Origin of the sequence: Rhizobium sp. BK316 (assembly GCF_014193695.1) — a bacterium.
In the GTDB taxonomy this organism is placed as follows: Bacteria; Pseudomonadota; Alphaproteobacteria; order Rhizobiales; family Rhizobiaceae; genus Rhizobium.
The window spans coordinates 912,000-937,309 of record NZ_JACHZR010000001.1 but is presented as its reverse complement, the minus strand read 5'-3'; the positions used below and the strand labels follow the sequence as shown (position 1 = coordinate 937,309).

At 60.6% G+C, this 25,310-nt stretch carries 25 protein-coding genes; 5 read left to right on the top strand and 20 right to left on the bottom strand.

Features of this window, described 5'->3' with window-relative positions; genetic code table 11:
* Window positions 1–94 precede the first annotated feature (94 nt).
* On the top strand, window positions 95–1,327 hold the full coding sequence (pepT, locus tag FHT87_RS04150; protein ID WP_183799680.1) for a peptidase T: 1,233 nt from the start codon (window positions 95–97) through the stop codon (window positions 1,325–1,327).
* Between the two features lie 79 nt (window positions 1,328–1,406).
* On the opposite strand, the gene FHT87_RS04145 is transcribed toward pepT, so the two are convergent.
* From FHT87_RS04145 to FHT87_RS04125, 5 genes are all read right to left on the bottom strand, one after another.
* The gene (locus FHT87_RS04145) at window positions 1,407–2,216 is read right to left on the bottom strand and encodes a cell wall hydrolase (RefSeq protein WP_183725663.1); all 810 of its coding nucleotides are present in this window, start codon (window positions 2,214–2,216) and stop codon (window positions 1,407–1,409) included.
* A gap of 158 nt (window positions 2,217–2,374) precedes the next feature.
* A complete protein-coding gene (locus FHT87_RS04140; RefSeq protein WP_183725661.1) occupies window positions 2,375–3,415 on the bottom strand; it encodes a sulfate/molybdate ABC transporter ATP-binding protein in 1,041 nt (346 codons plus the stop codon).
* A 10-nt stretch (window positions 3,416–3,425) separates the two neighbouring features.
* Complete coding sequence (cysW, locus tag FHT87_RS04135) at window positions 3,426–4,304, bottom strand: sulfate ABC transporter permease subunit CysW (protein ID WP_183725659.1); 879 nt, start codon at window positions 4,302–4,304, stop codon at window positions 3,426–3,428.
* Window positions 4,294–5,151 carry a sulfate ABC transporter permease subunit CysT gene (cysT, locus tag FHT87_RS04130; RefSeq protein WP_183725657.1) on the bottom strand — a complete coding sequence of 286 codons (858 nt, stop codon included), beginning with the start codon at window positions 5,149–5,151 and terminating at the stop codon, window positions 4,294–4,296. Before cysT ends, cysW begins: the two co-directional genes overlap by 11 nt.
* An 8-nt stretch (window positions 5,152–5,159) precedes the next feature.
* Entirely contained in the window at window positions 5,160–6,185 is a 1,026-nt protein-coding gene (locus FHT87_RS04125; protein WP_183799678.1) for a sulfate ABC transporter substrate-binding protein, read from the bottom strand.
* Window positions 6,186–6,540: 355 nt separating this feature from the next.
* On the opposite strand from FHT87_RS04125, the gene FHT87_RS04120 reads away from it, so the two are divergent.
* The gene (locus FHT87_RS04120; RefSeq protein ID WP_183799675.1) at window positions 6,541–7,572 is read left to right on the top strand and encodes a porin; all 1,032 of its coding nucleotides are present in this window, start codon (window positions 6,541–6,543) and stop codon (window positions 7,570–7,572) included.
* 90 nt (window positions 7,573–7,662) lie between these two features.
* Here FHT87_RS04120 and FHT87_RS04115 read toward each other — a convergent pair whose 3' ends face one another.
* The 10 genes from FHT87_RS04115 to FHT87_RS04070 form a co-directional block, all read right to left on the bottom strand.
* Complete coding sequence (locus FHT87_RS04115; RefSeq protein WP_183725651.1) at window positions 7,663–8,118, bottom strand: PTS sugar transporter subunit IIA; 456 nt, start codon at window positions 8,116–8,118, stop codon at window positions 7,663–7,665.
* Window positions 8,119–8,146: 28 nt separating this feature from the next.
* Window positions 8,147–8,839 (bottom strand): response regulator transcription factor, encoded by a 693-nt coding sequence (locus FHT87_RS04110; RefSeq protein ID WP_183799673.1) that lies wholly within the window; start codon window positions 8,837–8,839, stop codon window positions 8,147–8,149.
* A complete protein-coding gene (locus tag FHT87_RS04105; protein WP_183799670.1) occupies window positions 8,836–11,547 on the bottom strand; it encodes a sensor histidine kinase KdpD in 2,712 nt (903 codons plus the stop codon). The genes FHT87_RS04110 and FHT87_RS04105 overlap by 4 nt, the downstream gene beginning before the upstream one ends.
* A 64-nt stretch (window positions 11,548–11,611) precedes the next feature.
* Window positions 11,612–12,181 carry a potassium-transporting ATPase subunit KdpC gene (kdpC, locus tag FHT87_RS04100; protein WP_183725646.1) on the bottom strand — a complete coding sequence of 190 codons (570 nt, stop codon included), beginning with the start codon at window positions 12,179–12,181 and terminating at the stop codon, window positions 11,612–11,614.
* A 12-nt stretch (window positions 12,182–12,193) separates the two neighbouring features.
* Window positions 12,194–14,254 carry a potassium-transporting ATPase subunit KdpB gene (gene kdpB, locus FHT87_RS04095; RefSeq protein ID WP_183799668.1) on the bottom strand — a complete coding sequence of 687 codons (2,061 nt, stop codon included), beginning with the start codon at window positions 14,252–14,254 and terminating at the stop codon, window positions 12,194–12,196.
* Window positions 14,255–14,299: 45 nt separating this feature from the next.
* On the bottom strand, window positions 14,300–14,455 hold the full coding sequence (locus FHT87_RS04090; RefSeq protein WP_183799666.1) for a hypothetical protein: 156 nt from the start codon (window positions 14,453–14,455) through the stop codon (window positions 14,300–14,302).
* A gap of 10 nt (window positions 14,456–14,465) precedes the next feature.
* On the bottom strand, window positions 14,466–16,169 hold the full coding sequence (kdpA, locus tag FHT87_RS04085) for a potassium-transporting ATPase subunit KdpA (protein WP_183799664.1): 1,704 nt from the start codon (window positions 16,167–16,169) through the stop codon (window positions 14,466–14,468).
* 52 nt (window positions 16,170–16,221) lie between these two features.
* Complete coding sequence (locus FHT87_RS04080) at window positions 16,222–16,311, bottom strand: K(+)-transporting ATPase subunit F (protein ID WP_007825856.1); 90 nt, start codon at window positions 16,309–16,311, stop codon at window positions 16,222–16,224.
* A gap of 393 nt (window positions 16,312–16,704) precedes the next feature.
* Window positions 16,705–17,067: a copper resistance protein CopC gene (locus tag FHT87_RS04075; RefSeq protein ID WP_183725638.1), complete on the bottom strand. Its 363-nt coding sequence runs from the start codon at window positions 17,065–17,067 to the stop codon at window positions 16,705–16,707.
* 75 nt (window positions 17,068–17,142) lie between these two features.
* On the bottom strand, window positions 17,143–17,343 hold the full coding sequence (locus FHT87_RS04070; protein ID WP_183799662.1) for a hypothetical protein: 201 nt from the start codon (window positions 17,341–17,343) through the stop codon (window positions 17,143–17,145).
* 240 nt (window positions 17,344–17,583) lie between these two features.
* Between FHT87_RS04070 and FHT87_RS04065 the strand changes: the two genes are divergently transcribed.
* Window positions 17,584–18,624: an NAD(P)-dependent alcohol dehydrogenase gene (locus FHT87_RS04065; RefSeq protein WP_183799660.1), complete on the top strand. Its 1,041-nt coding sequence runs from the start codon at window positions 17,584–17,586 to the stop codon at window positions 18,622–18,624.
* Between the two features lie 7 nt (window positions 18,625–18,631).
* On the opposite strand, the gene FHT87_RS04060 is transcribed toward FHT87_RS04065, so the two are convergent.
* The 4 genes from FHT87_RS04060 to FHT87_RS04045 form a co-directional block, all read right to left on the bottom strand.
* The gene (locus FHT87_RS04060) at window positions 18,632–19,201 is read right to left on the bottom strand and encodes a DedA family protein (RefSeq protein WP_183799658.1); all 570 of its coding nucleotides are present in this window, start codon (window positions 19,199–19,201) and stop codon (window positions 18,632–18,634) included.
* 45 nt (window positions 19,202–19,246) lie between these two features.
* A complete protein-coding gene (locus tag FHT87_RS04055; RefSeq protein ID WP_183799655.1) occupies window positions 19,247–20,608 on the bottom strand; it encodes an FAD-containing oxidoreductase in 1,362 nt (453 codons plus the stop codon).
* Window positions 20,608–21,066, bottom strand: a complete 459-nt coding sequence (locus FHT87_RS04050) for a DUF4126 family protein (RefSeq protein WP_183725630.1) — start codon at window positions 21,064–21,066, stop codon at window positions 20,608–20,610. Before FHT87_RS04050 ends, FHT87_RS04055 begins: the two co-directional genes overlap by 1 nt.
* Before the next feature lie 96 nt (window positions 21,067–21,162).
* On the bottom strand, window positions 21,163–22,350 hold the full coding sequence (locus FHT87_RS04045) for an acyl-CoA dehydrogenase (RefSeq protein ID WP_183725628.1): 1,188 nt from the start codon (window positions 22,348–22,350) through the stop codon (window positions 21,163–21,165).
* 202 nt (window positions 22,351–22,552) lie between these two features.
* Between FHT87_RS04045 and FHT87_RS04040 the strand changes: the two genes are divergently transcribed.
* Window positions 22,553–22,891, top strand: coding sequence for a cupin domain-containing protein (locus FHT87_RS04040; protein ID WP_183725626.1), 339 nt, complete (start codon window positions 22,553–22,555; stop codon window positions 22,889–22,891).
* Here the strand turns inward: FHT87_RS04040 and FHT87_RS04035 are convergent, their stop codons facing one another.
* Window positions 22,892–23,845, bottom strand: a complete 954-nt coding sequence (locus tag FHT87_RS04035) for a LysR family transcriptional regulator (RefSeq protein ID WP_183799651.1) — start codon at window positions 23,843–23,845, stop codon at window positions 22,892–22,894. It lies immediately after the preceding gene.
* Window positions 23,846–24,096: 251 nt separating this feature from the next.
* Here FHT87_RS04035 and FHT87_RS04030 point away from each other — a divergent pair, with 251 nt between their 5' ends.
* Window positions 24,097–25,308, top strand: coding sequence for an ABC transporter substrate-binding protein (locus FHT87_RS04030; RefSeq protein WP_183799648.1), 1,212 nt, complete (start codon window positions 24,097–24,099; stop codon window positions 25,306–25,308).
* Window positions 25,309–25,310 lie beyond the last annotated feature (2 nt).

Genomic DNA, 25,310 nt, shown 5'->3' with positions numbered 1-25,310 from the left:
GGTGAATGCCGGCCCGCTGCCGGCGGAAATAGCTTTCATCACAGAGCTTTCGGACGCTATATCATCAGATGATGATCATGCTGGAAGGGATATTATGACAGGTACCGTTCTCGACCGTTTTCTCCGCTATGTCGTCATCGACACCCAATCCGATCCTGCCTCATCCACGCAGCCGACCACCGAGAAACAGAAGGATCTCGGCCGGATTCTGGTTGCGGAACTCCTGGAGATCGGCCTTTCGGATGCTCATCTCGATGAGCACGGCTATGTCTATGCGACCATTCCGGCAAATACCGATAAGAAGGTGCCGGTCATCTGCTTCTGCTCGCATATGGACACTGCACCTGACTTCACCGGCAAGAACGTCAAGCCGCAGATGGTGAAGAACTATGCCGGCGGGGATATCCAGCTTCCCGGCGATCCGAGCCGGGTGATCCGTGTCTCCGAGCATCCGCAGCTGAAGAACCAGATCGGCAACGACATCATCACCACGGATGGTACGACCCTGCTCGGCGCCGACGACAAGGCGGGGCTGGCGGAAATCATTGCCGCGGCAAAGATCCTCGTCGACAATCCGGAGATCAGGCACGGGACGATCAAGATCCTTTTTACGCCTGATGAGGAAGTCGGCCGAGGCGTCAACAAGGTCGATCTGAAGAAGCTCGGCGCCGATTACGCCTATACGATGGATGGCGAGACCGCCGGCCATATCGAGGACGAGACCTTCTCGGCCGACAGCGTCGATATCGTCATTGCCGGCGTCGCCATCCATCCGGGTTTTGCCAAGAACCGGATGGAAAATTCCATCAAGATCGCCGGCGCCATCATCGACCGGCTGCCGAAGGATATCGCGCCGGAGACAACCGAGGGAAAGCAAGGCTTCATTCATCCGACGGGTGTCGCCGGCTCGATGGAAAAGGCAGCGATCAGCCTCATCATTCGCGATTTCACCGACGAAGGCCTTACCGAAAAGGAGACCATGCTCGAAGCGATCGTCAAGGATGTGATGAAGTCCTATCCAGGCTCGACCTATCGCTTTGAGGTGAAGGAGCAGTACCGCAATATGAAGGTGGTGCTCGACCGTCACCCTGAGATCGTCGAGAACGCCGTCGAGGCGGTGCGCAAGGTGGGGATGACACCGGTGCGTGGCAGCATCCGCGGGGGCACGGATGGTTCACGTCTCTCCTTCATGGGCCTGCCATGCCCGAATATCTTTGCCGGAGGCCATGCCTTCCACTCGCCGCTCGAATGGATCAGCCGCCAGGATATGGAAAAGGCTGTCGGGACGATCGTGGAGCTTGCGAAGATCTGGGAAGAGCGCGCCTAGCGCCGTGAATCTAAGTGTCGGCCCGAAAATCGATTCCGATTTCCGGGCCGATGCTGTGGCGCTTTTCATTCTTCCGGGATCAGCTGCCGTTTGCCGGAATGCTTCCGCGCAGCATCACATTGTCATAGGCGGGGCGAGGTGTCGGAATCGCAATCGGCATTCCGGGCTCCGGCTCGATCGACGTCACTGGCTCAATTACCGGTATCGGTTGTGTGCTCGCCGTCGCCATGGGATCGGGAGCTGGAATCGGCACCGGAACGGCTGACGGGATCAGCACCTCGAACTGTGGCGGCAGCATGCTTTCGCCGGGTACATAGTTCATTGCGACTTCGTAAGAAGGCAGGGGCGGCGGGGTCTCGAGCGCGCCGTCTTCATCACGCTTCTCGTAAAAGGCGTTGCCGCCTGCAACCGTCACATAATGCATGTTATTGTAGGGGAACTTCAACCCCGCGGTGTGGAAGAACATTGCGTCCTTCACTGCGGGATGGCGCTCGCCGCTCAGGATCGCATCAGCCGCGGTCGCAAGCTCGGGCTCTGCCTGCGATTTGACCTCGCGAGTCATAACGCCTGGCGCAAACTGCCTTTTCTGGGCCACGACGCCGCAGATGGAGTCGGCATAGGCGCCGGAGGTCAGGCGGTTCATGACGACGCTGCCGACGGCCATATAGCCGGCCTCATCCGAATGCTCGGATTCGAAATACATCGCCCGTTTCAGGCAGTCGCGATCCTTGGTGGTGTAATTGAAAGTGACCTTTGCCGGTTGAAACTGTTTCGGTTTGGCTTTGACCGGCGCTGTCGCCGGTTTCGGTGTCGTCGTGCAGCTCGCGGCTGCCAGTCCTACGAATAAAATCCCGACCAGGGATTTTCCAAAGGAAATCTCCGCCCTCAACGCCAGGTGCCTCCTATTGGAATTAGTCCAGCCCTTTTCGATTCAGCGAAAACGTTTTACCCGGCATGTGACAAAAATACAAACAACCGGAGATAACAAAAAATCCAATGGGTTCCCGCCGGAATACGATTCTGGCGGGAACCGGTGCTGCGATGATATCAGCCTCGGAAGAGCTTCCAGCGTGTCGGCTTGAAGGCGACACGCGTGCGGTCCAGCCGGTCGGCTTCGCTCGGCGGAAGCTCGATTTCGATATGCGGGCGGTCCTTGCCGATATCGAGCTCGATATGGCGGGTGCCCGCGACACGGCGGCTGGCAACCGGCTGGCCGGCAATGCAGTTCTCCGCCGATTCGCAGAGCCTGACATCATGAGGACGGAAATAGAGCTGGGCGGCGCCATCGGCCTCATCCTCGGCGTTGAGGCCCAGCGAACGGCCTTCGAAGTGAATATCGCCGCCGGCGACCTCCACCTGCAGGCAGTTCGACTGGCCGACGAAGCCGAAGACGAAGGGCGAATTGGGACTGTCATAGACCTGGTCCGGCGTGCCGACCTGCTCGATCGCACCCTGGCTCATGACGACGACGCGATCGGCAAGCTCCATCGCTTCGTCCTGATCATGGGTAACGAAGACGGTGGTATGGCCGGTACGATCATGGATTTCACGCAGCCACTTGCGCAGATCCTTGCGAACCTGTGCATCAAGCGCACCGAAGGGCTCGTCGAGCAGCAGAACGTTCGGCTCGACCGCCATGGCGCGGGCGAGCGCCACGCGCTGCCGCTGGCCGCCGGAAAGTTGTGCCGGATAACGCTTTTCAAGACCCGAGAGCTGCACGAGATCGAGCAGTTCCAGCGCCCGTTTGCGAATCTCCGCCTTCGGCGGACGGCGGGATGAATTACGCACTTTCAGGCCGAAGGAGACGTTGTCGAGCACCGTCATATGGCGGAACAGCGCATAATGCTGGAACACGAAGCCGATATTACGCTGCTGGACCGTCTTCCTCGACGCGTCTTCGTCACCGAAGAAGATCTGGCCTTCGGTCGGGCTTTCGAGGCCGGCGATGAGGCGCAGCAACGTGGTCTTGCCGGAGCCGGAGGGACCGAGCAATGCAATCAGTTCGCCGGAGCGGATGTCGAGCGAGACATCGTGCAGTGCCGGAAAGCGATCGAATTCCTTGCGTAGGTTCTGGACGCGTACTTCCATTCTATTTCCTTCAGTGCCGCCGGCTGGCGGCGATTTCGGCGCTATAGCGCATTTCCAGCAGCGTCTTCAAAACAAGCGTGACAAGGGCAAGCAAGGCCAGAAGCGAAGCGACCGCAAAGGCCCCGGTGAAATTATATTCGTTGTAGAGGATTTCCACCTGTAACGGCATCGTGTTGGTCTGGCCGCGAATATGGCCCGACACGACCGACACGGCACCGAATTCACCCATGGCGCGGGCATTGCAGAGCAGCACGCCGTAGAGCAGGCCCCATTTGATGTTCGGCAGCGTGACGTGCCAGAAGGCTTGCCAGCCGCTGGCACCGAGCGAAAGGGCGGCCTCCTCGTCCTGCGTTCCCTGTTCCTGCATGAGCGGAATGAGCTCGCGCGCGACAAAGGGGAAGGTGACGAACATGGTGGCGAGGATCAGTCCTGGCGCTGCAAACAGGATCTTGATGTCGTTGGCGCTCAGCCACTGGCCGAGCCAGGTGTTGGCCCCGAAGAGCAGCACGAAGACGAGGCCCGAAATGACCGGCGAAACCGAGAAGGGCAGGTCGATCAGCGTCGTCAGGAACGCCTTGCCCTTGAATTCGAACTTGGCGACGGCCCAGGCGGCGGCGACGCCGAAGGTCAGGTTCAACGGCACGCTGATGCCGGCGACGATCAGCGTCAGGCGGATCGCCGAGAAGGTTTCGGCATCCTGAAGCGATGTGAAAAATGAGCCGGCACCCTTGCGGAAGGCCTCGACGAAAACCGCCGCCAGCGGCAGAAGCAGGATCAAAAGCAGGAAGACGAGCGAGATGGCGACCAGCGTGACGCGGGCGACCTTGCTTTCGGTGACCGCCGAATGGAGCTTGTGCGGCTCGGTCGATTGGATGGTATCAGACGCCATAACCGTACCTCCGTCTGCTCCAGCTCTGGATGAGATTGATGACGAGCAACATCGCGAAGGAGATAATCAGCATGATCGCCGCAATGCCCGTCGCAGCCGCATAATTGTACTCTTCGAGCTTGATGACGATCAGCAGCGGGGCGATTTCCGATTTGAACGGCAGGTTGCCGGCGATGAAAATGACCGAACCATATTCGCCGACGGCGCGGGCAAAGGCGAGCGCAAAGCCCGTCAGTACCGCCGGGGCAAGGCCCGGCAGCAGTACGCGCGCGATGGTCTGGAAGCGGTTGGCGCCAAGCGTGGCGGCGGCTTCCTCTACTTCCTTGTCGATCTCTTCCATGACCGGCTGGACCGTTCGCACGATGAAGGGCAGGCCGACGAAGATGAGGGCAACGACGATACCGGCAGGCGTGAAGGCGATCTTGATGCCGAGCGGCGTCAAGAATTGCCCGACCCAGCCGTTCGGAGCGTAGAGAGTGGTCAGTGCTATGCCGGCGACGGCCGTCGGCAGGGCGAAGGGCAGGTCCACCATGGCGTCGATAATGCGTTTGCCGGGAAACCGGTAACGCACCAGAACCCAGGCAAGGATGACGCCGAAGACGACATTGAGACAGGCAGCGATGAACGCACAGCCGAAGCTGATGCGCAGCGCGCTCAATGTCCGCTGGTCGAATGCAATGCCGAAGAACTTCTCCCAGCCGAGTGCGCTCGACCGCCAGGCAAGGCCGGACAGGGGAATGAGGACGATAAGGGTAAGCCAGATCAAGGTAAGGCCGAGCGCCAGTCCGAAACCCGGAATGACGCTCGGCCGCTTGAACCGCCACCGTGTGGGGTTATGTGCGCTCATAAGATCTATTATTGGGCCGGCTTGTAGATCTGGTCAAATACGCCGCCGTCGCCGAAGAATTTCGGCTGTGCATCCTTCCAGCCGCCGAAGTCATCGATCGTCGCGAGCGTCAGCTTCGGGAAGCGGGCAATATCGGCCGGATCGGCTGCTTCCGGCTTGATCGGGCGGTAATAGTGCTTCGCCGCGATCTTCTGGCCCTCATCCGAATAAAGGTAGCTCAGATAGGCTTCTGCGACCTTGCGGGTGCCTTTCTTGTCGACGTTACCGTCGACGATTGCGACCGGCGGATCGGCGCGGATCGAGAAGGATGGGGTCACGATCTCGAACTGGTCGGGACCGAGCTCTTCGAGCGAGAGATAGGCTTCGTTTTCCCAGGCGAGCAGTACGTCGCCGAGCCCGCGCTGGACGAAAGTGGTCGTCGCGCCACGTGCGCCGCTGTCGAGAACCGGAACGTGCTGCAGGAGCTTGGTGACGTAATCTTGTGCCTTGGCTTCGTCGCCGCCGTTCGCCTGCTTGGCCCATGCCCAGGCGGCAAGGAAGTTCCAGCGGGCGCCGCCTGAAGTCTTCGGGTTCGGCGTGATGACCTGCACGTCGTCCTTGATCAGGTCGTTCCAATCCTTGATGCCCTTGGGGTTGCCCTTGCGCACGAGGAAGACGATCGTCGACGTGTAGGGGGTTGAATTGTTAGGGAGCCTGGTCTTCCAGTCGGCTGGAATCTTGCCTGTCGCCTTGGCAATGGCGTTGATGTCGCCTTCGAGGGCCAGCGTCACGACATCGGCATCGAGACCGTCGATGACCGATCGCGCCTGGGCGCCGGAACCACCGTGAGAGGCCTGGATCGTTACGGCTTCGCCAGTGTCGGTCTTCCACTTTGCAGCGAAGGCGGCGTTGAAATCCTTATACAATTCGCGCGTCGGATCATAGGATACGTTGAGAAGCGTCTGGTCGGCGAATGCGGGCGCGACGCTGCCAATCGCAAAGCTGCCTGCCATGACCGCGGCCGCGATGAGCCGGGTGAGCCTTGAAGTCTGCATGGGGAACCCTCCGTGATTATGCGCTAAACTCTATCAACTAAGTCGTATAATGAAACGAAGATTGTTCCGGTTCCGGGGACCAACCTTAGAAAGCCATCCCATTTTCAGCGGGTGATTGCGAACGGGATGTGCTGACAGTCGGCCGCGGCCAATTGTGGCGCCGCGCCGCGCCGTGTTTTTTCTGCCACAGTTTGACCGCCAAAGTGACATTGGCGTGTCGATTTTCAGCCTTCTTTTGCAGCGCCGACGTTTTCGAGTGCCTACATGGACTTCCGGTCGTTGGGATTCGGCGACCGGCGGCAGGGGTGCCCTTGAAGCACTGCTTGCCTTCTTCAAACCGTAAAAGGTCTTTCTGATGTCTATTAAAACTATCCTCCTTGGCTCTGTTGCCGCCCTTGCAGCGGTTTCCGGAGCACATGCAGCCGACGCTATCGTCGCCGCCGAGCCGGAGCCCGTAGAATATGTTCGCGTTTGCGACGCCTACGGGACTGGCTACTTCTACATCCCTGGCACCGAAACCTGCCTGAAAATCGAAGGCTACATCCGTTTCCAACTTAACGCCGGCGAGAATCCCGGCGCCTCCGCAACCAACCCGAACGATTCCGACTGGGATGCCGTTACCCGTGGTCAGGTCACCTTCCAGACCAAGAACGACACCGAGTACGGCACGCTGACCGGCGTTATCACGCTGCGTACCAACGCTGACAACGCTACCAACCAGACGACGACGCTCGACGAAGGTTACATCGACATCGCCGGCTTCCGCGTTGGTAAGCAGTACAGCTGGTGGGATGACGATCTGAGCGGCGAGACGGACACGCTCTCGAGCAACGAGACGAACCACAACTCGATCCGCTATCAGTATGAGACCGACCGCTTCGCAGCCGGTATCTCGATCGACGAACTTGAAGAAGCCTACGACGAGAAGCCGGGCGAAGGTCCGAACAACTTCGGCGTTGCAGCCCAGGTTTCCTTCAAGAGCGGCGCATTCAGCGGTTACCTGCTCGGTGGTTACGACAGCGACAACGAAGAAGGCGCTATCCGCGCAATCTTGTACGCCGACATCGGCCCCGGTACCCTCGGCCTCGCTGGCATCTGGGCCAGCGGTGCTAACTACTACTATGAACAGTCCGAGTGGACGGTTGCTGCCGAATACAAGGTGAAGCTCACCGACAAGTGGGCCGTTATCCCGGCCTTCCAGTACTTTGACAAGATCGATCTCGATGCTAATGGCGACTTCACCGGCGGCAGTGCTTATACCACCGGCGTCACCGTCGACTACCAGATCGCTGAAAATCTGCGCAGCAAGCTCAGCGTTCAGTATTACGACGAAGAAGACGGCGACGACGAAACCTCCGGTTTCCTGCGTCTTCAGCGCGACTTCTAATAAAAAGGGGCCGAAGCGGCCTCTTTGTTTCGATTTGCTTTCCCCCCGCTACGGCGGGGAGAAGGTCGAAAGCGCGAAGTGAATTTTTCCTCACTCGCGCGAATCCGCGATGAAATCCGAATAGAATTCATCGACGTTTCTGGCTTTGCGCATGGCCGCAAGGACACCTTCCGACTGAAGCCTGCGGGCGATGGCGGCAAGCACGTTCAGATATTCCCCACGATTGTTTTCCCCGAAGAGCAGTACGAAGGCGATGTCCGTCGGGATATCGTCGATCGCATCGAAATCCAGCGGCTGGGCGAAACGGATCAAGAGACCCCGCGGGCTCGTCATGCCGTCGATAGCCGCATGCGGAACGGCAATGCCGTTGCCGATGCCGGTAGAGCCGAGCTTCTCGCGGGATTCGAGCGCTTTCAGCACGGTCTGGCCGTCAATTTCGAAAGCCTTGCCGGCCTTTTCGGAGATCGCCTGCAACGCGCGCCATTTGGTCGTCACCGACAGGCCGATGAAGGTGTGCTCCGGCCGGATGATGTTGGAGAGGTTCATTTCAGTCTCGATGCTGTTTCGACTTGTATCAGTCAGGCTCGCGGAGCCGATAGCCGACGCCGGTCTCGGTGGTGATATAGTGTGGCTGGTCGGGAATCTGCTCGACCTTTTGCCGCAGCTGGCGCACATAGACGCGCAGATACTGCACGTCCGCCGCCGGACCCCATACCTGCTTCAGAAGAAACTGATGTGTCAGAACCTTGCCGGCGTGCTGGGCGAGCACGCGCAGGATGTCGTATTCCTTCGGCGACAGCTTGATCTCACTGCCGTCAACCTTGACGATGCGCTTGACGAGATCGATCGACAGGCCACCTGTCTGGAAAACCGCTTTTTCTCCCTGCTGTTGCAGCCGATGGCGGAGTGCCACGCGGATTCGTGCGCCGAGCTCGTTAATACCGAAGGGCTTGGTCACATAGTCGTCGGCACCGATTTCCAGCGCCTTGACGATGCCGGCTTCGTCGGTGCGGCTCGACAGGATGACGATGGGCATGGTGAGCCCATCCTCGCGCCATTCCTGCAAAAGGTCATGGCCCGGAATATCGGGAAGACCGAGATCGAGCACGATGAGATCGGGCCGGTCTTCCTTGACGGACTGGCGGGCAGCACCGGCATTCGGCGCTTCATGGACTTCGTAGCCCTGTGCGGTAAGGCCGACGCGTAAAAGCTTACGGATCGGAGGCTCGTCGTCCACAACGAGAATCTTGACGGCTGAACCGGTCATCTGAGTTCATCCAGTTTGGGAATGTCATTCGGTTTGGGAAGGCGGATGGTGAAGACGGCCCCGGACCGGTCGGTCCGGTTGCCGGCGATAATCGTTCCGCCCATCGCCTCGATGAAGCCCCGGCATATGGACAGGCCGAGGCCAGTGCCGGCGCGGACCTGATCGCCCTTGCGCACGCGGTAGAAGGTGTCGAAGACACGGGTGAGGTCTGCAGGGGGAATGCCCGGGCCTTCATCGGAGACCTGGACGACGACATGATCGGCGTCCGCCCAACCCTCGATGTGGATGACCGAGCCCTCGGGCGCGTATTTTGCGGCATTGTCCAGCAGGTTGAAGAGGACCTGCTCGAAGAGCACGGGATCGACGCGGACCATGGGCAGGTCTGCGGGGATCGTCATTTCCGTTCTGTGACGGTCGAGAATCTTGGCAGCGCGGCGCAGCGCGCTGCCGGCGATGTCGCCGGCATAGTGCAGCGCATAGTTCGGCTCCATGGCACCGGATTCGATCTTCGTCATGTCAAGCAGGTTGGCGATGAAGCGGTTGAGGCGCTCGGATTCATCGACGACGGTCGAGAGAAGGTCGGTGCGGTCCTCCGCGGTCATGGAATCGAAATAGTCGCGCAGCGTGCCGGACGCGCCGAGGATCGCCGCAAGCGGCGTCTTCAGATCATGCGAAATCGAGGTCAGCAGGGCCGAACGCAAGCGATCTGCCTCCGCCGCAAGTTTGGCGCGATCGACATCGGCGACGAGCTGGACGCGCTCGATGGCGAGTGCTGCCTGATCCGCCAGGGCGTCCAGAAGACGTTGCTGCTCGGGCGTCAGCAGCGGGCCGTCGCGACGGTCGCTGTCCAGTCCGATGACGCCGACGGCCGTGCGGCCGGTGCGCAGCGGCACATAGAGACGCTTGGCGCCCGGCAGCGTATCGGCGCCGCGTCCGGCGGCGTGATTATGCTCCCAGGCCCAGCGGGCGGCGGCAATATCGGCATCGTCGAGCGTATCGTCAGGCGGATAGCCGGCCTTGACCGCGATGGAGCCTTCTTCCGGAAGGAGCAAAACGACGCGCACCTTGAGCATGGAGGCAAGCTGAAAGGCGGTCGCCCAGAGAACGTCATCCAGTGTGCCGGTACCGGCGAGCTTCTTGGAAAAGAGATAGAGGTCTTCGGTCGTTCGCGCCCTTTGACGAGCCGCTGCCGCCTGACGCTGCACCGTTGCCGTGAGATTTGAGGCGATAATGGCGACGCCGAGGAAAAAGAACAGCGCCAGCACACTTTCGGGGTCGCTGATCGTCAGCGTGTAGCGTGGCGGCAGGAAAAAGAAGTTGAAGGAGAGAGCGCTGAGGATACAGGCATAGAGTGCCGGCCTCAGCCCGTGGATGACCGCTGACGTCAGAACCGCCATCAGGAAAACGAGCGCCAGGTTGCGCACGTCGAGCACCTGATCGAGCACCACGCTGACAGCCAGCGCGATCGCGACATAGGCTGTCGAGACGATATAGGCCCTGAAATTCAGCGCCGGGGCGCTCGGGGCCGCCTTGACGCCGCGCTGCGAAGCCATGTCCTTCTCGTTTCCGGAAATGACATGAACGCTGATGTCGCCGGCCTGGCGGATTAGCTCGTCGGTCGTTGAGCGGCTCCACCACCATTCGCGCCATGTCGGCTTCCTCGGTGCGCCGATGACGATGTGGGTGACATTGTTGGCAGTGGCGTGGCGCACCAGTTCCTCGGTCACCTCACGGCCAGGAATGGTGATCGCCTCGCCGCCGAGCTGTTCGGCCAGCCGGAGCGTGGCGGCGATCGTATCGCGCTGCGTTTCCGAGAGATTGATGGAGCGGTTGGTCTCGACATAGACGGCAGCCCAGGGCGCGCGCAGGCGCGCAGCCATGCGTGAGGCGTAACGGACGAGCGAGGCGCAGCGGGGATGGTCGTCGATCGACACCAGCACGCGCTCGCCGGCAGCCCATGGGCCGGAAATGGCATGCGCCTGCATATGGGTCAGCAGCTGGTCGTCGACCCGCTGGGCGGTCTTTCGCAGTGCAAGTTCGCGCAATGCCGTCAGGTTGCCGGGGGTGAAATAGTTGGTCAGCGCCCGCTCGGCGGTCTTTGCCACATAGACCTTGCCATCGTGAAGACGCCTGATGAGGTCGTCGGGCGTCAGGTCGATGATCTCGATATCGTCGGCCATGTCGATCACGGAATCCGGTACCGTCTCACGCACCCGGATGCGAGTGATCTGCGAAACGACGTCGTTCAGGCTTTCGACATGCTGGATGTTCAGCGTCGAATAGACGTCGATGCCCCGGTCAAGCAGCTCCTTGACGTCGAGATAGCGCTTCGGATGGCGGCTGCCCTCGGCATTGGTATGGGCAAGCTCGTCGACAAGAACAAGGTCGGGCTTGCGGGCAAGGATGGCATCAAGGTCCATCTCTTCGAGCGACTGGCCGCGATAGGCGACTTTGATGCGAGGGATGATTTCAAAACCTGCGAGCAGCGCCTCGGTTTCCTTGCGGCCGTGGGTCTCGACAACGCCGATAACGACATCGAAGCCGTCGGCCATCTTGGCGCGGCCGGAGACGAGCATTTCATAGGTCTTGCCGACGCCCGGTGCAGCGCCGAGGAAGATCTTGAGGCGCCCCCGCGACTCCGCCCGGGCCTTTTCAAGGAGCGCATCGGGCGAGGGCCTGCCGGCCTGGTCGCGGTTGTCGTCTGGCATGCGGTTCGGTCTTTCTTCACGAGCGAGCCCCGGCCCGCCTGCAGCGCTCCGGGGCTCTCAACCTTTACTGAGTCATAGAAGCATCAAGGCTCTGGTTCAACGCAAGAACATTGACGGTCGGCTCGCCGAGCAGGCCGAGTTCGCGGTCGGCCACGGCCGCATCGACCAGCGCCTTGACCTTGGCTTCTTCGACACCACGCACCTTGGCGACGCGCGGCACTTGGAAGTAGGCGGCATCCGGCGAGATATGCGGGTCGAGGCCGCTGCCCGACGCGGTGACGAGGTCGGCAGGAACCTCGGCATTCGGGTTGGCTGCCTTGGCCGCATCATAGTCGCCCTTCACACGGTCGATCAGCTTCTGGCTGGTCGGGCCGAGGTTGGAGCCGGAGGAAGAGGCGGCATTGTAGCCATCGCCGGCGGCAGACGGCCGGCCGTGGAAATACTTGTCGCTGGTGAAGGCCTGGCCAATCAGCCTGGAGCCGATGACCTGCCCGTCCTTTTCAATGAGGCTGCCGTTCGCCTGGGAAGGGAACAGCGCCTGGGCGACCCCCGTCATGGCGAGCGGATAGAGGAGGCCGGTGATGGCAGTGGTGGCAACGATCATGACGATTGCCGGACGAAGTTCTTTCAACATGGACTTTACTCCTTAGGCGAGGCCGGCGGCCGTGATGATGATGTCGATCGCCTTGATGCCGATGAAGGGGACGATGATGCCGCCGAGACCATAGATCAGCAGATTGCGGGACAGCAGCGCGCCGGCCCCGATCGGGCGGTAACGGACACCCTTCAGCGACAAGGGGATCAGCGCGATGATGATCAGCGCGTTGAAGATGATCGCCGATAGGATGGCGCTCTGCGGTGTGGCGAGACCCATGATGTTGAGCACGCCGAGCTGCGGGTAGAAGGTCAGGAACATCGCCGGAATGATGGCGAAGTATTTGGCGATGTCGTTGGCGATCGAGAAGGTCGTCAGCGCGCCGCGGGTCATCAAGAGCTGCTTGCCGATTTCGACGATTTCGATGAGCTTCGTCGGGTCGGAGTCAAGGTCGACCATGTTGCCGGCTTCGCGGGCCGCAACGGTGCCGGTGTTCATGGCAACGCCGACGTCGGCCTGTGCAAGGGCCGGGGCATCGTTCGTGCCGTCGCCGCACATGGCGACCAGCTTGCCCTTCGCCTGCTCCTCGCGGATCAGCTGCAGCTTGTTTTCAGGCGTTGCCTGGGCGAGGAAGTCGTCCACGCCGGCTTCGGCTGCAATGGCGGCTGCCGTCATCGGGTTGTCGCCCGTGATCATGACTGTACGGATGCCCATACGGCGCAGCTCGTTGAAACGCTCGCGGATGCCGCCCTTGACGATATCCTTAAGCTGGATGATGCCGAGCAATCTGCCGCCGCGGGCAACGGCGAGCGGCGTGCCGCCGGCCTTGGCGATTTCGTCTGAGATCGACTGCAGTTCGCGAACGACTTCGGCGCCGTTCTTCGAGGAAGCGTCCCCATTGACGTAGGTGAGTACCGCATCGACGGCACCCTTGCGGATCGACGAGCCTTCGAGGTCGACGCCGCTCATGCGGGTCTGGGCGGTGAAGGGCACGAAGGTGGCCTTCAGGCTTGCCATGTCGCGGCCTCGGATCGCGTATCTTTCCTTGGCGAGCACGACGATGGAGCGCCCCTCAGGCGTTTCGTCGGCGAGCGAAGCAAGCTGGGCTGCATCGGCGAGATCCTGTTCGGGGACGCCACGCACCGGGCGGAAGCTTGTCGCCTGGCGATTGCCCAGCGTGATTGTGCCGGTCTTGTCGAGCAGCAGCGTGTCGACGTCACCGGCGGCTTCCACGGCGCGGCCGGACATGGCGAGCACGTTGAAGCGGACGAGGCGGTCCATGCCGGCGATACCGATCGCCGAAAGCAGGGCGCCGATCGTCGTCGGGATCAGCGTGACGAAGAGGGCAACGAGCACGATGATCGGGATCGAGCCCCCGGCATAGGAGGCAAAGCTCGGGATCGTCGCCGTGGCGAGTACGAAGATCAGCGTCATGCCTGCAAGCAGGATGTTGAGCGCGATTTCGTTCGGCGTCTTCTGACGTTCGGCGCCTTCAACGAGCGAGATCATGCGATCGAGGAAGGTTGAGCCGGCAGCCGCCGTGATGCGCACGCGGATCCAGTCGGAAAGAACCTGTGTGCCGCCGGTTACGGCCGAGCGGTCGCCGCCGGATTCACGGATGACGGGAGCGGATTCACCGGTGATGGCCGCTTCGTTGACCGAGGCGACACCTTCGACGACTTCGCCGTCGGAGGGGATGATGTCGCCGGCTTCGACAAGAACGAGATCGCCGACCTTCAGGCTCGTGCCGGGCACCATGCGGTAGCCGCTGCCGTTATTGGCGGTCAGCAGCTTTGCCTGGGTTTCGGTACGCGCCTTGCGCAGCGAGTCGGCCTGCGCTTTGCCGCGGCCTTCGGCGACGGCTTCGGCGAAGTTGGCAAAGAGCACCGTGAACCAGAGCCAGAGATTGATCTGGAAGGAGAAGCCGAGATTGCCGTTGCCTGAGACGAGGTCGCGCAAGAACAGAACGGTGGTCAGTGCCGAAACCGTAGCCACGACGAACATGACCGGGTTCTTGGCAAGGGTGCGTGGGTTCAGCTTGGTGAAAGCGGCGCCGATCGCGGGAATGAGGATGCGAGAATCTAGGATGCTCGCGGATTTTGCCTGGCTCATAAGAGACTCCAGCTTTGAAACGAGGACGGCGAACCGGACATCCGGTCAGCCCTGTAAAATTCTGATGGCGCAGACGACGACGAGCAGGCCTGCCATCATCACCAGGATGATGTCGGAGGCGCGCGGCGTCCGCTGGGCTCCACGCCCCGGCAGACCGGGATGTGGATGGAAGGCTTTTCGGAGCCTGTGGCGCACGAGCATGGCTGAGCCCTCAGAATGTTTGGCCCGCAAGGCCAACGAGATGCTCGACAACCGGACCGAGAGCCAGTGCCGGCATGAAGGTAAGGCCGCCAACAATCAGGATCGTGCCGACGAGCAGGCCGACGAAGAGCGGGCCGTCCGTCGGGAAAGTGCCCGCCGAGGCCGGAACCGTCTTCTTCGCAACCAGCGAGCCGGCAATGGCAAGTGCAGGAATGATCACAAGGAAACGACCCATCAGCATGTCGATGCCGAGCGAGATATTGTACCAGGGCGTGTTGCCCGTCAGGCCGCCGAAAGCCGAACCGTTGTTCGCCGCGCCCGACGTGTAGGCATACAGGATTTCGGAGAAGCCGTGCGGGCCGGCCGTGCCGACGGAAGCGACAGCCGAAGGCATCACGGTGGCAATGGCAGTGAAGACCAGCATGGCAAGCGGCAGGCAGAGGATGGCGAGAACAGCCATCTTCATTTCCTTCGCCTCGATCTTTTTGCCGAGATATTCGGGCGTGCGGCCGACCATCAGACCCGCCACGAAGACGGCGACGATGATGAAGAGCAGAATGCCGTAGAAGCCGGCGCCGACACCGCCGACGATGATTTCGCCAAGCTGCATGTTGATGAGCGGGATCAGGCCGCCGAGCGCAGTGAACGAGCCGTGCATGGCATTGACCGCGCCGCAGGAAGCAGCCGTGGTGATGACCGCAAACAGCGAGGACATGGCGACGCCGAAGCGCACTTCCTTGCCTTCCATGTTGCCGCCCTCAAGGCCGAAGGCATGCATCAGCGGGTTGCCGGCAGCTTCTGCCCAATAGGTGATGCCGACGCCGACGATGAAGAGGACGCCCATCGCAGCCAGGATCGCCCAGCCCTGACGCTGATTGCCGACCATGCGGCCGAAGACATTGGTCAGTGCCGCGCCGATCGCAAAGATCGAGACCATCTGGATGAGGTTCGAGATCGCGTTCGGGTTTTCGAAGGGATGGGCGGAGTTGACATTGAAGAAGCCGCCGCCATTGGTGCCGAGCATCTTGATGGCAAGCTGCGAGGCGACAGGGCCGACGGCGATCGTCTGCTTGGCGCCTTCGAGCGTCGTCGCATCGACATAGGGGCCGAGCGTCTGGGGCACACCAAGCCAAACATAGGCAAGCGTCAGCACAATGCAGATCGGCAGCAGGATGTAGAGCGTTGCACGGATCATATCGACCCAGAAATTGCCGATCGCCTTGCCCGATGCGCGCGAGAAGGCGCGGATGAAGGCAACGGCAATCGCCATCCCGGTCGCAGCCGAGACGAAGTTCTGAACCGTCAGGCCCATCATCTGCACCAGGTAGGACATCGTGCTTTCGCCGCCGTAATTCTGCCAATTCGTATTGGTGACAAAGCTGACGGCGGTATTGAACGAAAGCTCTTCGGGCACTGCGGCCATGCCGGCCGGGTTATAGGGCAGCGCGCCTTGCAGACGCATCAGCGCGTAAAGCACGATGACGCCGAGCAGGTTGAACATCAGCATGGCGAAGGCATAGGAGGTCCAGTGCTGGTCTTCGCGTTCGCTGGTGCCGGCAACAGCGTAAAGTCCCCGTTCGATCGGAACGAGGATTGGTGAAAGGAATGTGCGCTCGCCGCTGAAGACACGCGTCATGTAACCGCCGAGCGGTTTGACGAGCACGAGGACGATCCCGCAGTAAAGCAGGATCTGAAGCCATCCGTTGAGGGTCATGGGAGGAAACTTTCAGTACCCGGCTGCTTCTGAATGAGAAGCGCCGGTTTTGTCAGAAACGTTCTGGGCGGATGAGAGCGTAGGTGAGGTAGACGGTGAGAAACACGGTCACGGCACCGCTCAAGACATAATCGAGGGTCATCGTTTTCTCCTGTCAAAGCCTGTCACAGGCGCGCGTATAGGCAAAGCAAAGCCCGAAAAATATGACTGCAGTGCCGAGTAGAATTATATCCATCATCGATCTTGACTCCGGTTTGTTATTCTTGGAGTCAGACAAGACAAAGGGTGCCAGCTCAGTGGAAGCGGCACCTTTTATGCTTTCTGGCGTGGAGATGATCTTTGCGATCTCTCGGACATTAATATGAGACCGAAGCGCATAAAGGTTCGAGATTGGGCAAGAGGCATCAATATAAAAATCTTATAAATGCCTTTATGCGCCCGAAGTCGGAATTGTGGCGCCATCGGCAGGTCGATACGAACAAAACGCCGTGCCTCGAGGCACGGCGCGATATCAGATGGTGCAATGTCGGAAAGCTTAAGGGTCGACCTTGAACTGGTACTGCCCTTCGGCGCTGCGGCCGTCCATCGAGAGGACACGCCAGTTGAGCGTGTAGAAGCCGGGCGCCATGGCGGGATCGAGCGGGATCTTGAAGACGGATCCTTCCGGGCCGGAGAGGAATGGTTTGCCCGTGGGCAGCGCCGTACCCTGCTCATCCAGCAGGATAGCCGTCGAGTGGGCGAGATCGACTGGTCCGGTAAAGGTGAGTTCGAGGTTGGCCGGCACCAGCTTTTCTTCCTGCTGTGCCGGCGGAAGCGATGCTTCCTCGATCGCCGCAAACGCCTCGTTTGCGGCCAGGAGAAGGGATGCGAACAGGCAGAATGACACAATCGATTTCATGACGGTCTTCCTTAAATTGCCGATCCGCATGGTGTCGGAGGCGTCATGCCTCCGCCACGCCATGCCGGTGCATGCCTAATAACGCTGCTGGGGGCGATTTCGATCCCGCGCCTGCGCAATAACCCGCACCGGCTGAAGCAGCGGTTGCGGTTGGCGGCCTTGCCGGAGTACGGCGATGGCCTCATCCACCAGGTTGTGCCAGAATTCGCGGAGCTGTTTTGTGATCCGCGAGTTGGAAGCTGGGTTCCTGCCGACGTTATCGTTGTCGTGCTTCATCGCTTTTCTCCTTCCCACGTTATCGTGGTGGTTAGGGACAAGTGTAGTCCTCGCCGGGTCTTTCCGGAATCATACGGACGTCTAGGGAGTACTTATCTTTCGGGTGATTGGTATGTGAGCATTTTGTCACGCATTGAGCAAAAGCCTGCCGGATATGATTGAATTGGTGCGCCTTACGGTCTTATAGTCGCCGCAACGGCGCCCCATGAATCGTGGGAGCCATAGGGAAGGAAACCGATCATGACTAAAGTCCGTGCTCTGGTACTGGAGCGCCAGCATGAGCTTGCGCTTCGCGATATTGATCTGCCTCTGGAGACGGGACCGGGGCAGGTGAAGATCAAGATCCATACCGTCGGCGTCTGCGGCTCCGACGTGCACTATTACACGCACGGCAAGATCGGCCCGTTCATCGTCAACGAGCCAATGGTGCTCGGCCACGAAGCGGCAGGCACGGTGGTCGAAGTCGGCGCGGGTGTAACGCATCTGAAGATCGGTGATCGCGTCTGCATGGAACCAGGCATTCCCGATCCCAATTCCAAGGCAAGCCGTCTCGGCATGTACAATATCGACCCGGCCGTCACCTTCTGGGCGACTCCGCCGATCCATGGCGTGCTGACGCCTGAAGTCGTGCATCCCGCCAACTACACGTTCAAGCTGCCCGACAATGTCAGTTTCGCCGAGGGCGCGATGGTCGAGCCTTTCGCGGTCGGCATGCAGGCGGCGACCAAGGCGAAGATCACGCCCGGCGATACGGCCGTCGTTCTCGGTGCCGGACCGATCGGCACCATGGTGGCGATTGCCGCCCTTGCCGGCGGCTGCGCGCGCGCGATCGTTGCCGATCTCGCCCAGCCGAAGCTCGATATTGCCGCACAGTATCAGGGCGTCATTCCGGTCAATATCCGCGAGAACCTGGCCGAAGAAGTCAGCCGGCTGACCGATGGCTGGGGTGCCGATGTCGTGTTCGAATGCTCGGGTTCACCGAAGGCCTGGGAGACGATCATGGCCCTGCCACGTCCGGGCGGCGTCATTGTCGTCGTCGGCCTGCCGGTCAATCCTGTTGGCTTCGACGTCTCTACGGCTTCCACTAAGGAAATCCGCATTGAGACGGTGTTCCGCTATGCGCACCAGTACGAGCGCTCGATCGCCCTTCTCGGATCGGGCCGCGTCGACCTGAAGCCGCTGATTTCCGAGACCTTTACCTTCGAGGATTCGATCAAGGCATTCGATCGTGCGGTCGAAGCACGTCCGACAGACGTCAAACTGCAGATCGTCATGGCATAAGGCGCCCTTACGGGTGCCTTATGCCGGGTTTCATCCTGTGAAGCAGCAGCGCCGCGCCCGCGATGATGGCCGCGGCGGTAAGCGCAATGAGCAGATGGTTGTGTAGCGGAAGGCGGCCGAGCATCTGTTCTACTCCATGTCCGAAGGCATAGCCGAGGGCGGTAAAAAGCTGGCCCCAGACCAGCGCCGCCAGCAGGTTGATGACGAGGAATTTCTGCGTCGATATGCGTGTCGTGCCGATGACGATGGGGCTGATCGTTCGCAATCCCACCAGGAAGCGGAACACGAAGATGAAACCCGTCGGGTATTTTTCCAGAAGGTGCGTTACCCTCGCCAGCGCCGGCGTCTCCATCAGGCGGCGAACGAAGCTCCATTGGGCAGCGTAACGCCCGGCGAAGAACCACATCTGATCGCCAGCAAAGGATCCCGCCGAAGCCGCCATCGAGGCAGCCCAATATGTCAGAAGGCCTCTGTGCGCGATGACGCCGCCCAGAAAGGCCGCTGTCTCACCCTCGAAAGCGGTGCCGAGAAAGATCGCCGGGAGGCCGTAATTCTCGATCAGCAGTTCGATATTCAATGGCCGGCCTCCGGCTGATTGCGATGCATCTGTCGGCGGTGCAGATCAGACAGCCTTCAAATCTCCGAGCAACGTCGGAATCAATTCCGATACCGTCGGGTGGATCGGCACGGACCATCGCAATACGGGATAGGTCGTGCCGGCATTCATGGCGTCGATGAAACCATGGATCGCCTCGTCGCCTTCGATGCCGAGGATCGCCGCCCCCAGGATTTCTTTGGTTCCGGCATCGGCGATCACCTTCATGAAGCCCTTGGTTTCGCCGCGTTCGCTGGCGCGGCCCACCCGGCTCATCGGCCGCGTCGAGACCATGACCTTGCGGCCCGAGGCGCGCGCTTGCTTCTCGCTCATGCCGACACGGCCGAGCGGTGGATCGATATAAAGGGCGTAGGCAAGAATGCGGTTCGATACCTTTCGATCGCCGCCGTCGAGCAGATTGGCGGCTGCTATCTCGAAGTCATTGTAGGACGTGTGGGTGAAAGCGCCGTGGCCGTTGCAGTCGCCAAGCGCCCAGATGCCGTCCACATTGGTGGCAAGCCGGTCGTCGACGCTGATGTAGCCGCGCTTGTCGATGGCCACACCCGCGGCATCGAGGCCGAGATCGTCGGTATTCGGCGTGCGGCCGGTGGCGATAAGCACATGGCTTGCCTCGATCGTCTCAGAGTCGATCGTGACGGCCGCGCCATCAGCACTCTTTGCGAAGCGGATGTCCTTGACGTCAGTATGGATCTTTATCCCCTCGGATCGGAGGATATCGGCGATCGCATCGGAAATATCCTCGTCCTCGCGCGAGGCGAGCTTGGGGCCGCGCTCGATCACCGTTACCTCCGAGCCGAAGCGCCGATACATCTGCGCAAATTCCAGGCCGATATAACTGCCGCCGATGATGGCGAGATGTTTGGGCAGGCTGTCGAGATGGATGATGCCGGTGCTGGTGAGATAATCGATATCGGCAAGGCCCGGCATGTCGGGAACCGTCGGCCGCGCGCCGACATTGAGGAAGATATTCGGCGCCGTCAGCGTCTCGCCGTTGACGGCGACTTCCTTGGGAGACGTGAAGCGGGCATGACCGTAGATGACCGTCATGGTTTTCATGCCGTCGAACCAGCCGGCCAGCCCATTGCGGGCATTCATGATGATCGTCTCTGCGCGACCGCGCACGATCTTCATGTCGATGCCGATCTCGCCCGGAATCTGCACGCCGTATTCGGCGCCGCGTCGCGCCACCTGGGCGGCGCGCGCACTTGCCACCAGCGTCTTCGTCGGCATGCAGCCGGCATTGACGCAGGTGCCGCCGAGGAACTTGCGTTCGATCAGCGCCACCTTCATGCCTTTTTCCGCCATGCGGGCGGCGAGGAACGGGCCAGCCTGGCCGGCGCCGATGAAGATTGCGTCGAAGGTCTTCATCAGACCGCTGCCACGATGATGATGGCGCCGATGATGGCGACGGCGTCTTCGATCAAGGCTGCCGGGCGATCCTGGCCGAACGAGGCTGCGAGCCTGCCGCGTACGGCAGCCCCGCCAAGCGTGCCGATGATGGCCCCGATGACGCCGGCAATCAGGCCTCCGAAGAGCAAGCTGCTGGCCGCGCCGATCACGGCGCCGCTAAGCGCACCCATGACGATGCGGGCGCCGAACTGGATCGGCACCTTGCGTGACGGCGTGGTGGGCAACTGGTCGGTGATGAGCTCAACGACAGCCAGTAACGTGAAGATCCATGGCGTCCACCGGTAGCCCATGAAAGCAAGCGGCGTCTGAGAAAGATCGTACCAGCCGAGTGCTGCGCCCCAGGCGACGGCGGCCGGTGCAGTCATTGCGCGAAGACCGGCAACGATGCCGATCAGGAGTGCGAGCAGCAGAAACATAGGCCAATCCCTCTTGAGCCGCCGGCTTGCCTGCCGCGGTAGAGGAAAAGTTGCACATTGTTAACTCCGTTGCAATTCGCCTTATCCGCGGCAGATTCAGTTGGAAAAGGCTGCAATGCCGGTGATGGCGCGGCCAAGGATCAGCGCATGGATGTCATGCGTTCCCTCATAGGTGTTGACCACTTCGAGATTGACGAGGTGACGGGCAACGCCGAACTCATCCGAAATACCGTTGCCGCCCAGCATGTCGCGGGCTGCGCGGGCGATATCCAGCGCCTTGCCGCAGGAATTGCGCTTCAGGATCGAGGTCAATTCGACCGGCGGATGACCCTCTTCCTTCATGCGGCCGAGCCGCAAACATCCTTGAAGCCCGAGCGAGATCTCAGTCGCCATGTCGGCAAGCTTTTTTTGGATTAACTGGTTGGCGGCAAGCGGACGGTCGAACTGCTTGCGGTCGAGCGTATATTGTCGGGCCATGGCATAGCAGGCCTCGGCTGCACCGAGCGCCCCCCAGGCAATGCCGAAACGGGCGGAGTTGAGGCAGGTGAAAGGACCCTTGAGGCCGGTGACTTTCGGTAGCAGGTTCTCTTCCGGCACGAAGACGTTGTCCATCACGACTTCGCCCGTGATGGAGGCGCGGAGCCCGACCTTGCCCTGGATCTTCGGGGCAGAGAGACCCTTCCAGCCCTTTTCCAGGATGAAGCCGCGGATGAGGCCGTCCTCGGTCTTGGCCCATACGACGAAGATATCGGCGATCGGCGCATTCGAAATCCAGGTCTTGGAGCCGGTCAGGCTATAGCCGCCGTCGACCTTCTTTGCCCGCGTCGCCATGGAACCGGGATCGGACCCATGATTGGGTTCGGTCAGGCCGAAACATCCGATCCATTCGCCGGTCGCAAGCTTCGGCAGGTATTTCTTCTTCTGTTCTTCGGAGCCGAAGGCGTCGATCGGCACCATGACGAGCGAGGATTGCACGCTCATCATCGAGCGGTAACCGCTGTCGACGCGCTCCACCTCGCGGGCGATGAGGCCATAGGCGACATAGCCAAGACCGGCGCCGCCATATTCCGGATCGATCGTCGGGCCGAGCAGCCCGAGTTCACCCATCTCGCGGAAAATTTCCGGATCGGTCTTCTCGTGGCGAAAGGCTTCGAGAACGCGTGGCGCGAGCTTTTCCTGCGCATAGGAATGGGCAGTATCCTGCACCATGCGCTCCTCATCGGTCAGTTGCTCTACGAGCCGGAAGGGATCGGCCCAGTCGAAAACCTCGCGCGTATGCTGCATGTCCAGTCTCCTCGCCAGTGTTCAGGCATGCCTGATTTAAGGTCGCCATAGACCTGCCGGCTGACGGCGTCAACAGAAGCGACTATTGCACCAAAGATGCGCAAGTCATCTTTTCAAATGACGGCCGGTGCGCCAGTTTGCGCGCGACGGATTCTCGCTAGATAGATTCTGGCCAGGTGAATTCTGGAGTGAGGAGGCAGACATGTCATCAAGCGATCTTTTCGTATCGGCCGAGAGCGCCGAGTGGGTGAACCCCGAGCCAGGTGTGACCCGTCGTATCATGACCTATCTGCCCGAGATGATGATGGTGGAAGTCGCCTTTGAGCCGGGCGCCGTGGGGGCTGCGCATTTTCACCCGCATATCCAGGCAAGCTATGTTGCCGAAGGCAGCTTCGAGGTAACGATCGACGGCCGCACCGAAGTGCTGAAGCAGGGCGGCAGTTTCATCGTTCCGCCCAATCTCGTCCACGGCGTCAAGGCGCTGGAAAAGGGCCGGCTGATCGACACCTTCACCCCGCACCGCGCCGAATTCCTGAAATAGTCAGGTTTCGGCCTTCGCCTTCCGTATCGCGCCTGACACGCTGATAAAAGGCGGGATGAAACCGGCATCCTCGCTGCGAACGGTTTCCCGCAGAAAGTCGATGACGGCGCGCACGCGCGGTGCCTGCTTGAGATCCCGATGGCAGGTGATCCAGTAGTGGCGCTTGAGGTCGATTTCGTCGGGCAGCACGCGCACAAGCTCAGGATAACGGCAGGCGAAGAAATAGGGCAGGATGCCGAGGCCGAGGCCGTTTCTGGTGGCCGTCAGCTGCGCGAAGATGCTTGAACTCTGGAATTGCGGCTTGATGCGCGGATGCACGTCGCCGAGATAATCCAGTCCCGGCGCGAAGATCATTTCCTCGATATAACTGATGAAAGGATGTTTCAGCAGGTCGTCGCGCGTGCTGATCGGCTCGGCGCGCGCCAGATAGTCGCGTGAAGCGTAGACCTGCAGATGGTAATCCGTGAGTTTCTCCGCAAAATAAGGCCCGCCCTTCGGCTCGTCGAGGACAACGGAAATATCCGCCTCCTTGCGCGACAGCGACATGATCTGCTGAATGGTGACGAGTTCCAGCGCGAGATGTGGATGGCGCGCGGCAAATTGTGGCAGCACCGTCGCAAAGAAGAAGTTGGCAAAGCCTTCCGGCGCGCTCAGCCGCACGAGTCCGCGCTGGCTTAGCGAGCCATCGGAAAGATCGGCTCGCAGGCGCTCCGTCTCCTGCTCCATCTTCTCGGCGGTTTCGACAAAGCGCGCGCCCATGGCGGTCAGCACGTAGCCGCGCGGATTTCGCTCGAAAAGCTTCACTTTCAGCGCAAATTCCAGCCTGTCGATGCGTCGCGAGACGGTCGCATGGCTGGAGCGCAACTGCCGCGCCGCCGTCGAAAGTTGACCGGTGCGCGCAACGGCTAGAAAAAACTGCAGATCGTCCCAGGTAAATTGCGAAGCGTGGCTCATCGGCGTCGCCTATCCGTCTACGTCTTTGGTCTAATGCCGCCCGTCAAGGAGCGCGCTGCGACTGTCGCCGGAGCGGCTTGTGACGGGTTCTGTTCAAAAACGAACAGATACTGTTTGGAATTAGATGTAAACCGCCAGTTGCCTCATGGAGGAAATTCCGTGATCGTAAGGGCGGAGTGGCCGCTTTGAGGAGGGCGGGTCGCCAAATTTGAACAGATTCGCAATCTGGCCAATCTCTGGGAGGAGAGACTATGCGAAAGAATTTCATTGCGTCCGTTGCATTTTTGCTTGCAAGCAGCACTGCCGTGTTTGCCCAGAGCGCAGCCATTTCCGATGGAAAGGTCAAGATCGGTATTCTGAACGACCAGTCGGGCGTCTATGCCGACTTCGGTGGCAAGTCCTCTGTCGAGGCTGCGAAGATGGCGGTCGAGGATTTCGGCGGCAAAGTACTCGACATGCCGGTCGAGATCGTCGATGCCGACCATCAGAACAAGCCTGATATCGCCTCCAACATCGCGCGCCAGTGGTATGACACCGAACAGGTCGATGCCATCATGGAGCTGACGACCTCTTCGGTGGCGCTTGCCGTGCAGGCTATCGGCAAGGAAAAGAAGAAGATCGATATCGTTACCGGTGCTGCGACAACCGATCTCACCGGCAAGGCCTGCTCGCCCTATGGCTTCCATTGGGCCTATGACACCCATGCTCTGGCCGTCGGCACCGGGGGTGCACTGGTCAAACAGGGCGGTGACAGTTGGTTCTTTCTGACGGCGGACTATGCCTTCGGCTATTCGCTGGAACAGCAGACTACCGATTATGTGAAGGCGAGCGGCGGCACGGTCGTCGGGTCGGTGCGCCATCCCCTGTCGACACAGGACTTCTCGTCCTTCCTGCTGCAGGCGCAATCATCAGGCGCCAAGGTCATCGGCCTTGCCAATGCCGGCCTTGATACGTCGAACGCCATCAAGCAGGCCGCAGAATTCGGCATCACTCAGGGCGGCCAGCATCTGGCGGCGCTGCTTTTCACGCTTGCCGAAGTCCATGGCCTCGGCATGGAGGCCGCGCAGGGACTGACACTGACGGAAGGCTATTACTGGAACCGCGATGACCAGAGCCGGGAATTCGCCAAGAAGTTCTTCGCCCGCACCGGTAAGATGCCGAACATGGTCCACACCGGCACCTATTCGGCCGTTCTGCAATATCTGAAGGCGATTCAGAAGGCTGGCACGGACGAGACGGACGCCGTTGCCAAGCAGCTTCACGAAATGCCTGTCGACGACGTCTTCGGCCGTGGCGGCACGGTTGGCCCGAACGGCCGCATGATCCATGACATGTACCTGCTGCAGGTCAAGAAGCCCTCGGAAAGCAAGGAGCCGTGGGACTATTTCAACGTTCTCGCCACCATCCCAGGCAAGGAAGCCTATATCGACCCCGCCAAGAGCGGCTGCGATCTGGTGAAGTGAAC

Bases quoted from the DNA above. Each gene is read 5' to 3' on its own strand.
- pepT (WP_183799680.1), top strand. From the start codon at position 95: ATGACAGGTACCGTTCTCGACCGTTTTCTCCGCTATGTCGTCATCGAC.
- FHT87_RS04140 (WP_183725661.1), bottom strand. From the start codon at position 3,415: ATGGAAGTACGCGTCCAGAACCTACGCAAGGAATTCGATCGCTTTCCG.
- cysW (WP_183725659.1), bottom strand. From the start codon at position 4,304: ATGGCGTCTGATACCATCCAATCGACCGAGCCGCACAAGCTCCATTCG.
- cysT (WP_183725657.1), bottom strand. From the start codon at position 5,151: ATGAGCGCACATAACCCCACACGGTGGCGGTTCAAGCGGCCGAGCGTC.
- FHT87_RS04125 (WP_183799678.1), bottom strand. From the start codon at position 6,185: ATGCAGACTTCAAGGCTCACCCGGCTCATCGCGGCCGCGGTCATGGCA.
- FHT87_RS04120 (WP_183799675.1), top strand. From the start codon at position 6,541: ATGTCTATTAAAACTATCCTCCTTGGCTCTGTTGCCGCCCTTGCAGCG.
- FHT87_RS04115 (WP_183725651.1), bottom strand. From the start codon at position 8,118: ATGAACCTCTCCAACATCATCCGGCCGGAGCACACCTTCATCGGCCTG.
- FHT87_RS04110 (WP_183799673.1), bottom strand. From the start codon at position 8,839: ATGACCGGTTCAGCCGTCAAGATTCTCGTTGTGGACGACGAGCCTCCG.
- FHT87_RS04105 (WP_183799670.1), bottom strand. From the start codon at position 11,547: ATGCCAGACGACAACCGCGACCAGGCCGGCAGGCCCTCGCCCGATGCG.
- kdpC (WP_183725646.1), bottom strand. From the start codon at position 12,181: ATGTTGAAAGAACTTCGTCCGGCAATCGTCATGATCGTTGCCACCACT.
- kdpB (WP_183799668.1), bottom strand. From the start codon at position 14,254: ATGAGCCAGGCAAAATCCGCGAGCATCCTAGATTCTCGCATCCTCATT.
- FHT87_RS04090 (WP_183799666.1), bottom strand. From the start codon at position 14,455: ATGCTCGTGCGCCACAGGCTCCGAAAAGCCTTCCATCCACATCCCGGT.
- kdpA (WP_183799664.1), bottom strand. From the start codon at position 16,169: ATGACCCTCAACGGATGGCTTCAGATCCTGCTTTACTGCGGGATCGTC.
- FHT87_RS04080 (WP_007825856.1), bottom strand. From the start codon at position 16,311: ATGACCCTCGATTATGTCTTGAGCGGTGCCGTGACCGTGTTTCTCACC.
- FHT87_RS04075 (WP_183725638.1), bottom strand. From the start codon at position 17,067: ATGAAATCGATTGTGTCATTCTGCCTGTTCGCATCCCTTCTCCTGGCC.
- FHT87_RS04070 (WP_183799662.1), bottom strand. From the start codon at position 17,343: ATGAAGCACGACAACGATAACGTCGGCAGGAACCCAGCTTCCAACTCG.
- FHT87_RS04065 (WP_183799660.1), top strand. From the start codon at position 17,584: ATGACTAAAGTCCGTGCTCTGGTACTGGAGCGCCAGCATGAGCTTGCG.
- FHT87_RS04055 (WP_183799655.1), bottom strand. From the start codon at position 20,608: ATGAAGACCTTCGACGCAATCTTCATCGGCGCCGGCCAGGCTGGCCCG.
- FHT87_RS04050 (WP_183725630.1), bottom strand. From the start codon at position 21,066: ATGTTTCTGCTGCTCGCACTCCTGATCGGCATCGTTGCCGGTCTTCGC.
- FHT87_RS04045 (WP_183725628.1), bottom strand. From the start codon at position 22,350: ATGCAGCATACGCGCGAGGTTTTCGACTGGGCCGATCCCTTCCGGCTC.
- FHT87_RS04040 (WP_183725626.1), top strand. From the start codon at position 22,553: ATGTCATCAAGCGATCTTTTCGTATCGGCCGAGAGCGCCGAGTGGGTG.
- FHT87_RS04035 (WP_183799651.1), bottom strand. From the start codon at position 23,845: ATGAGCCACGCTTCGCAATTTACCTGGGACGATCTGCAGTTTTTTCTA.
- FHT87_RS04030 (WP_183799648.1), top strand. From the start codon at position 24,097: ATGCGAAAGAATTTCATTGCGTCCGTTGCATTTTTGCTTGCAAGCAGC.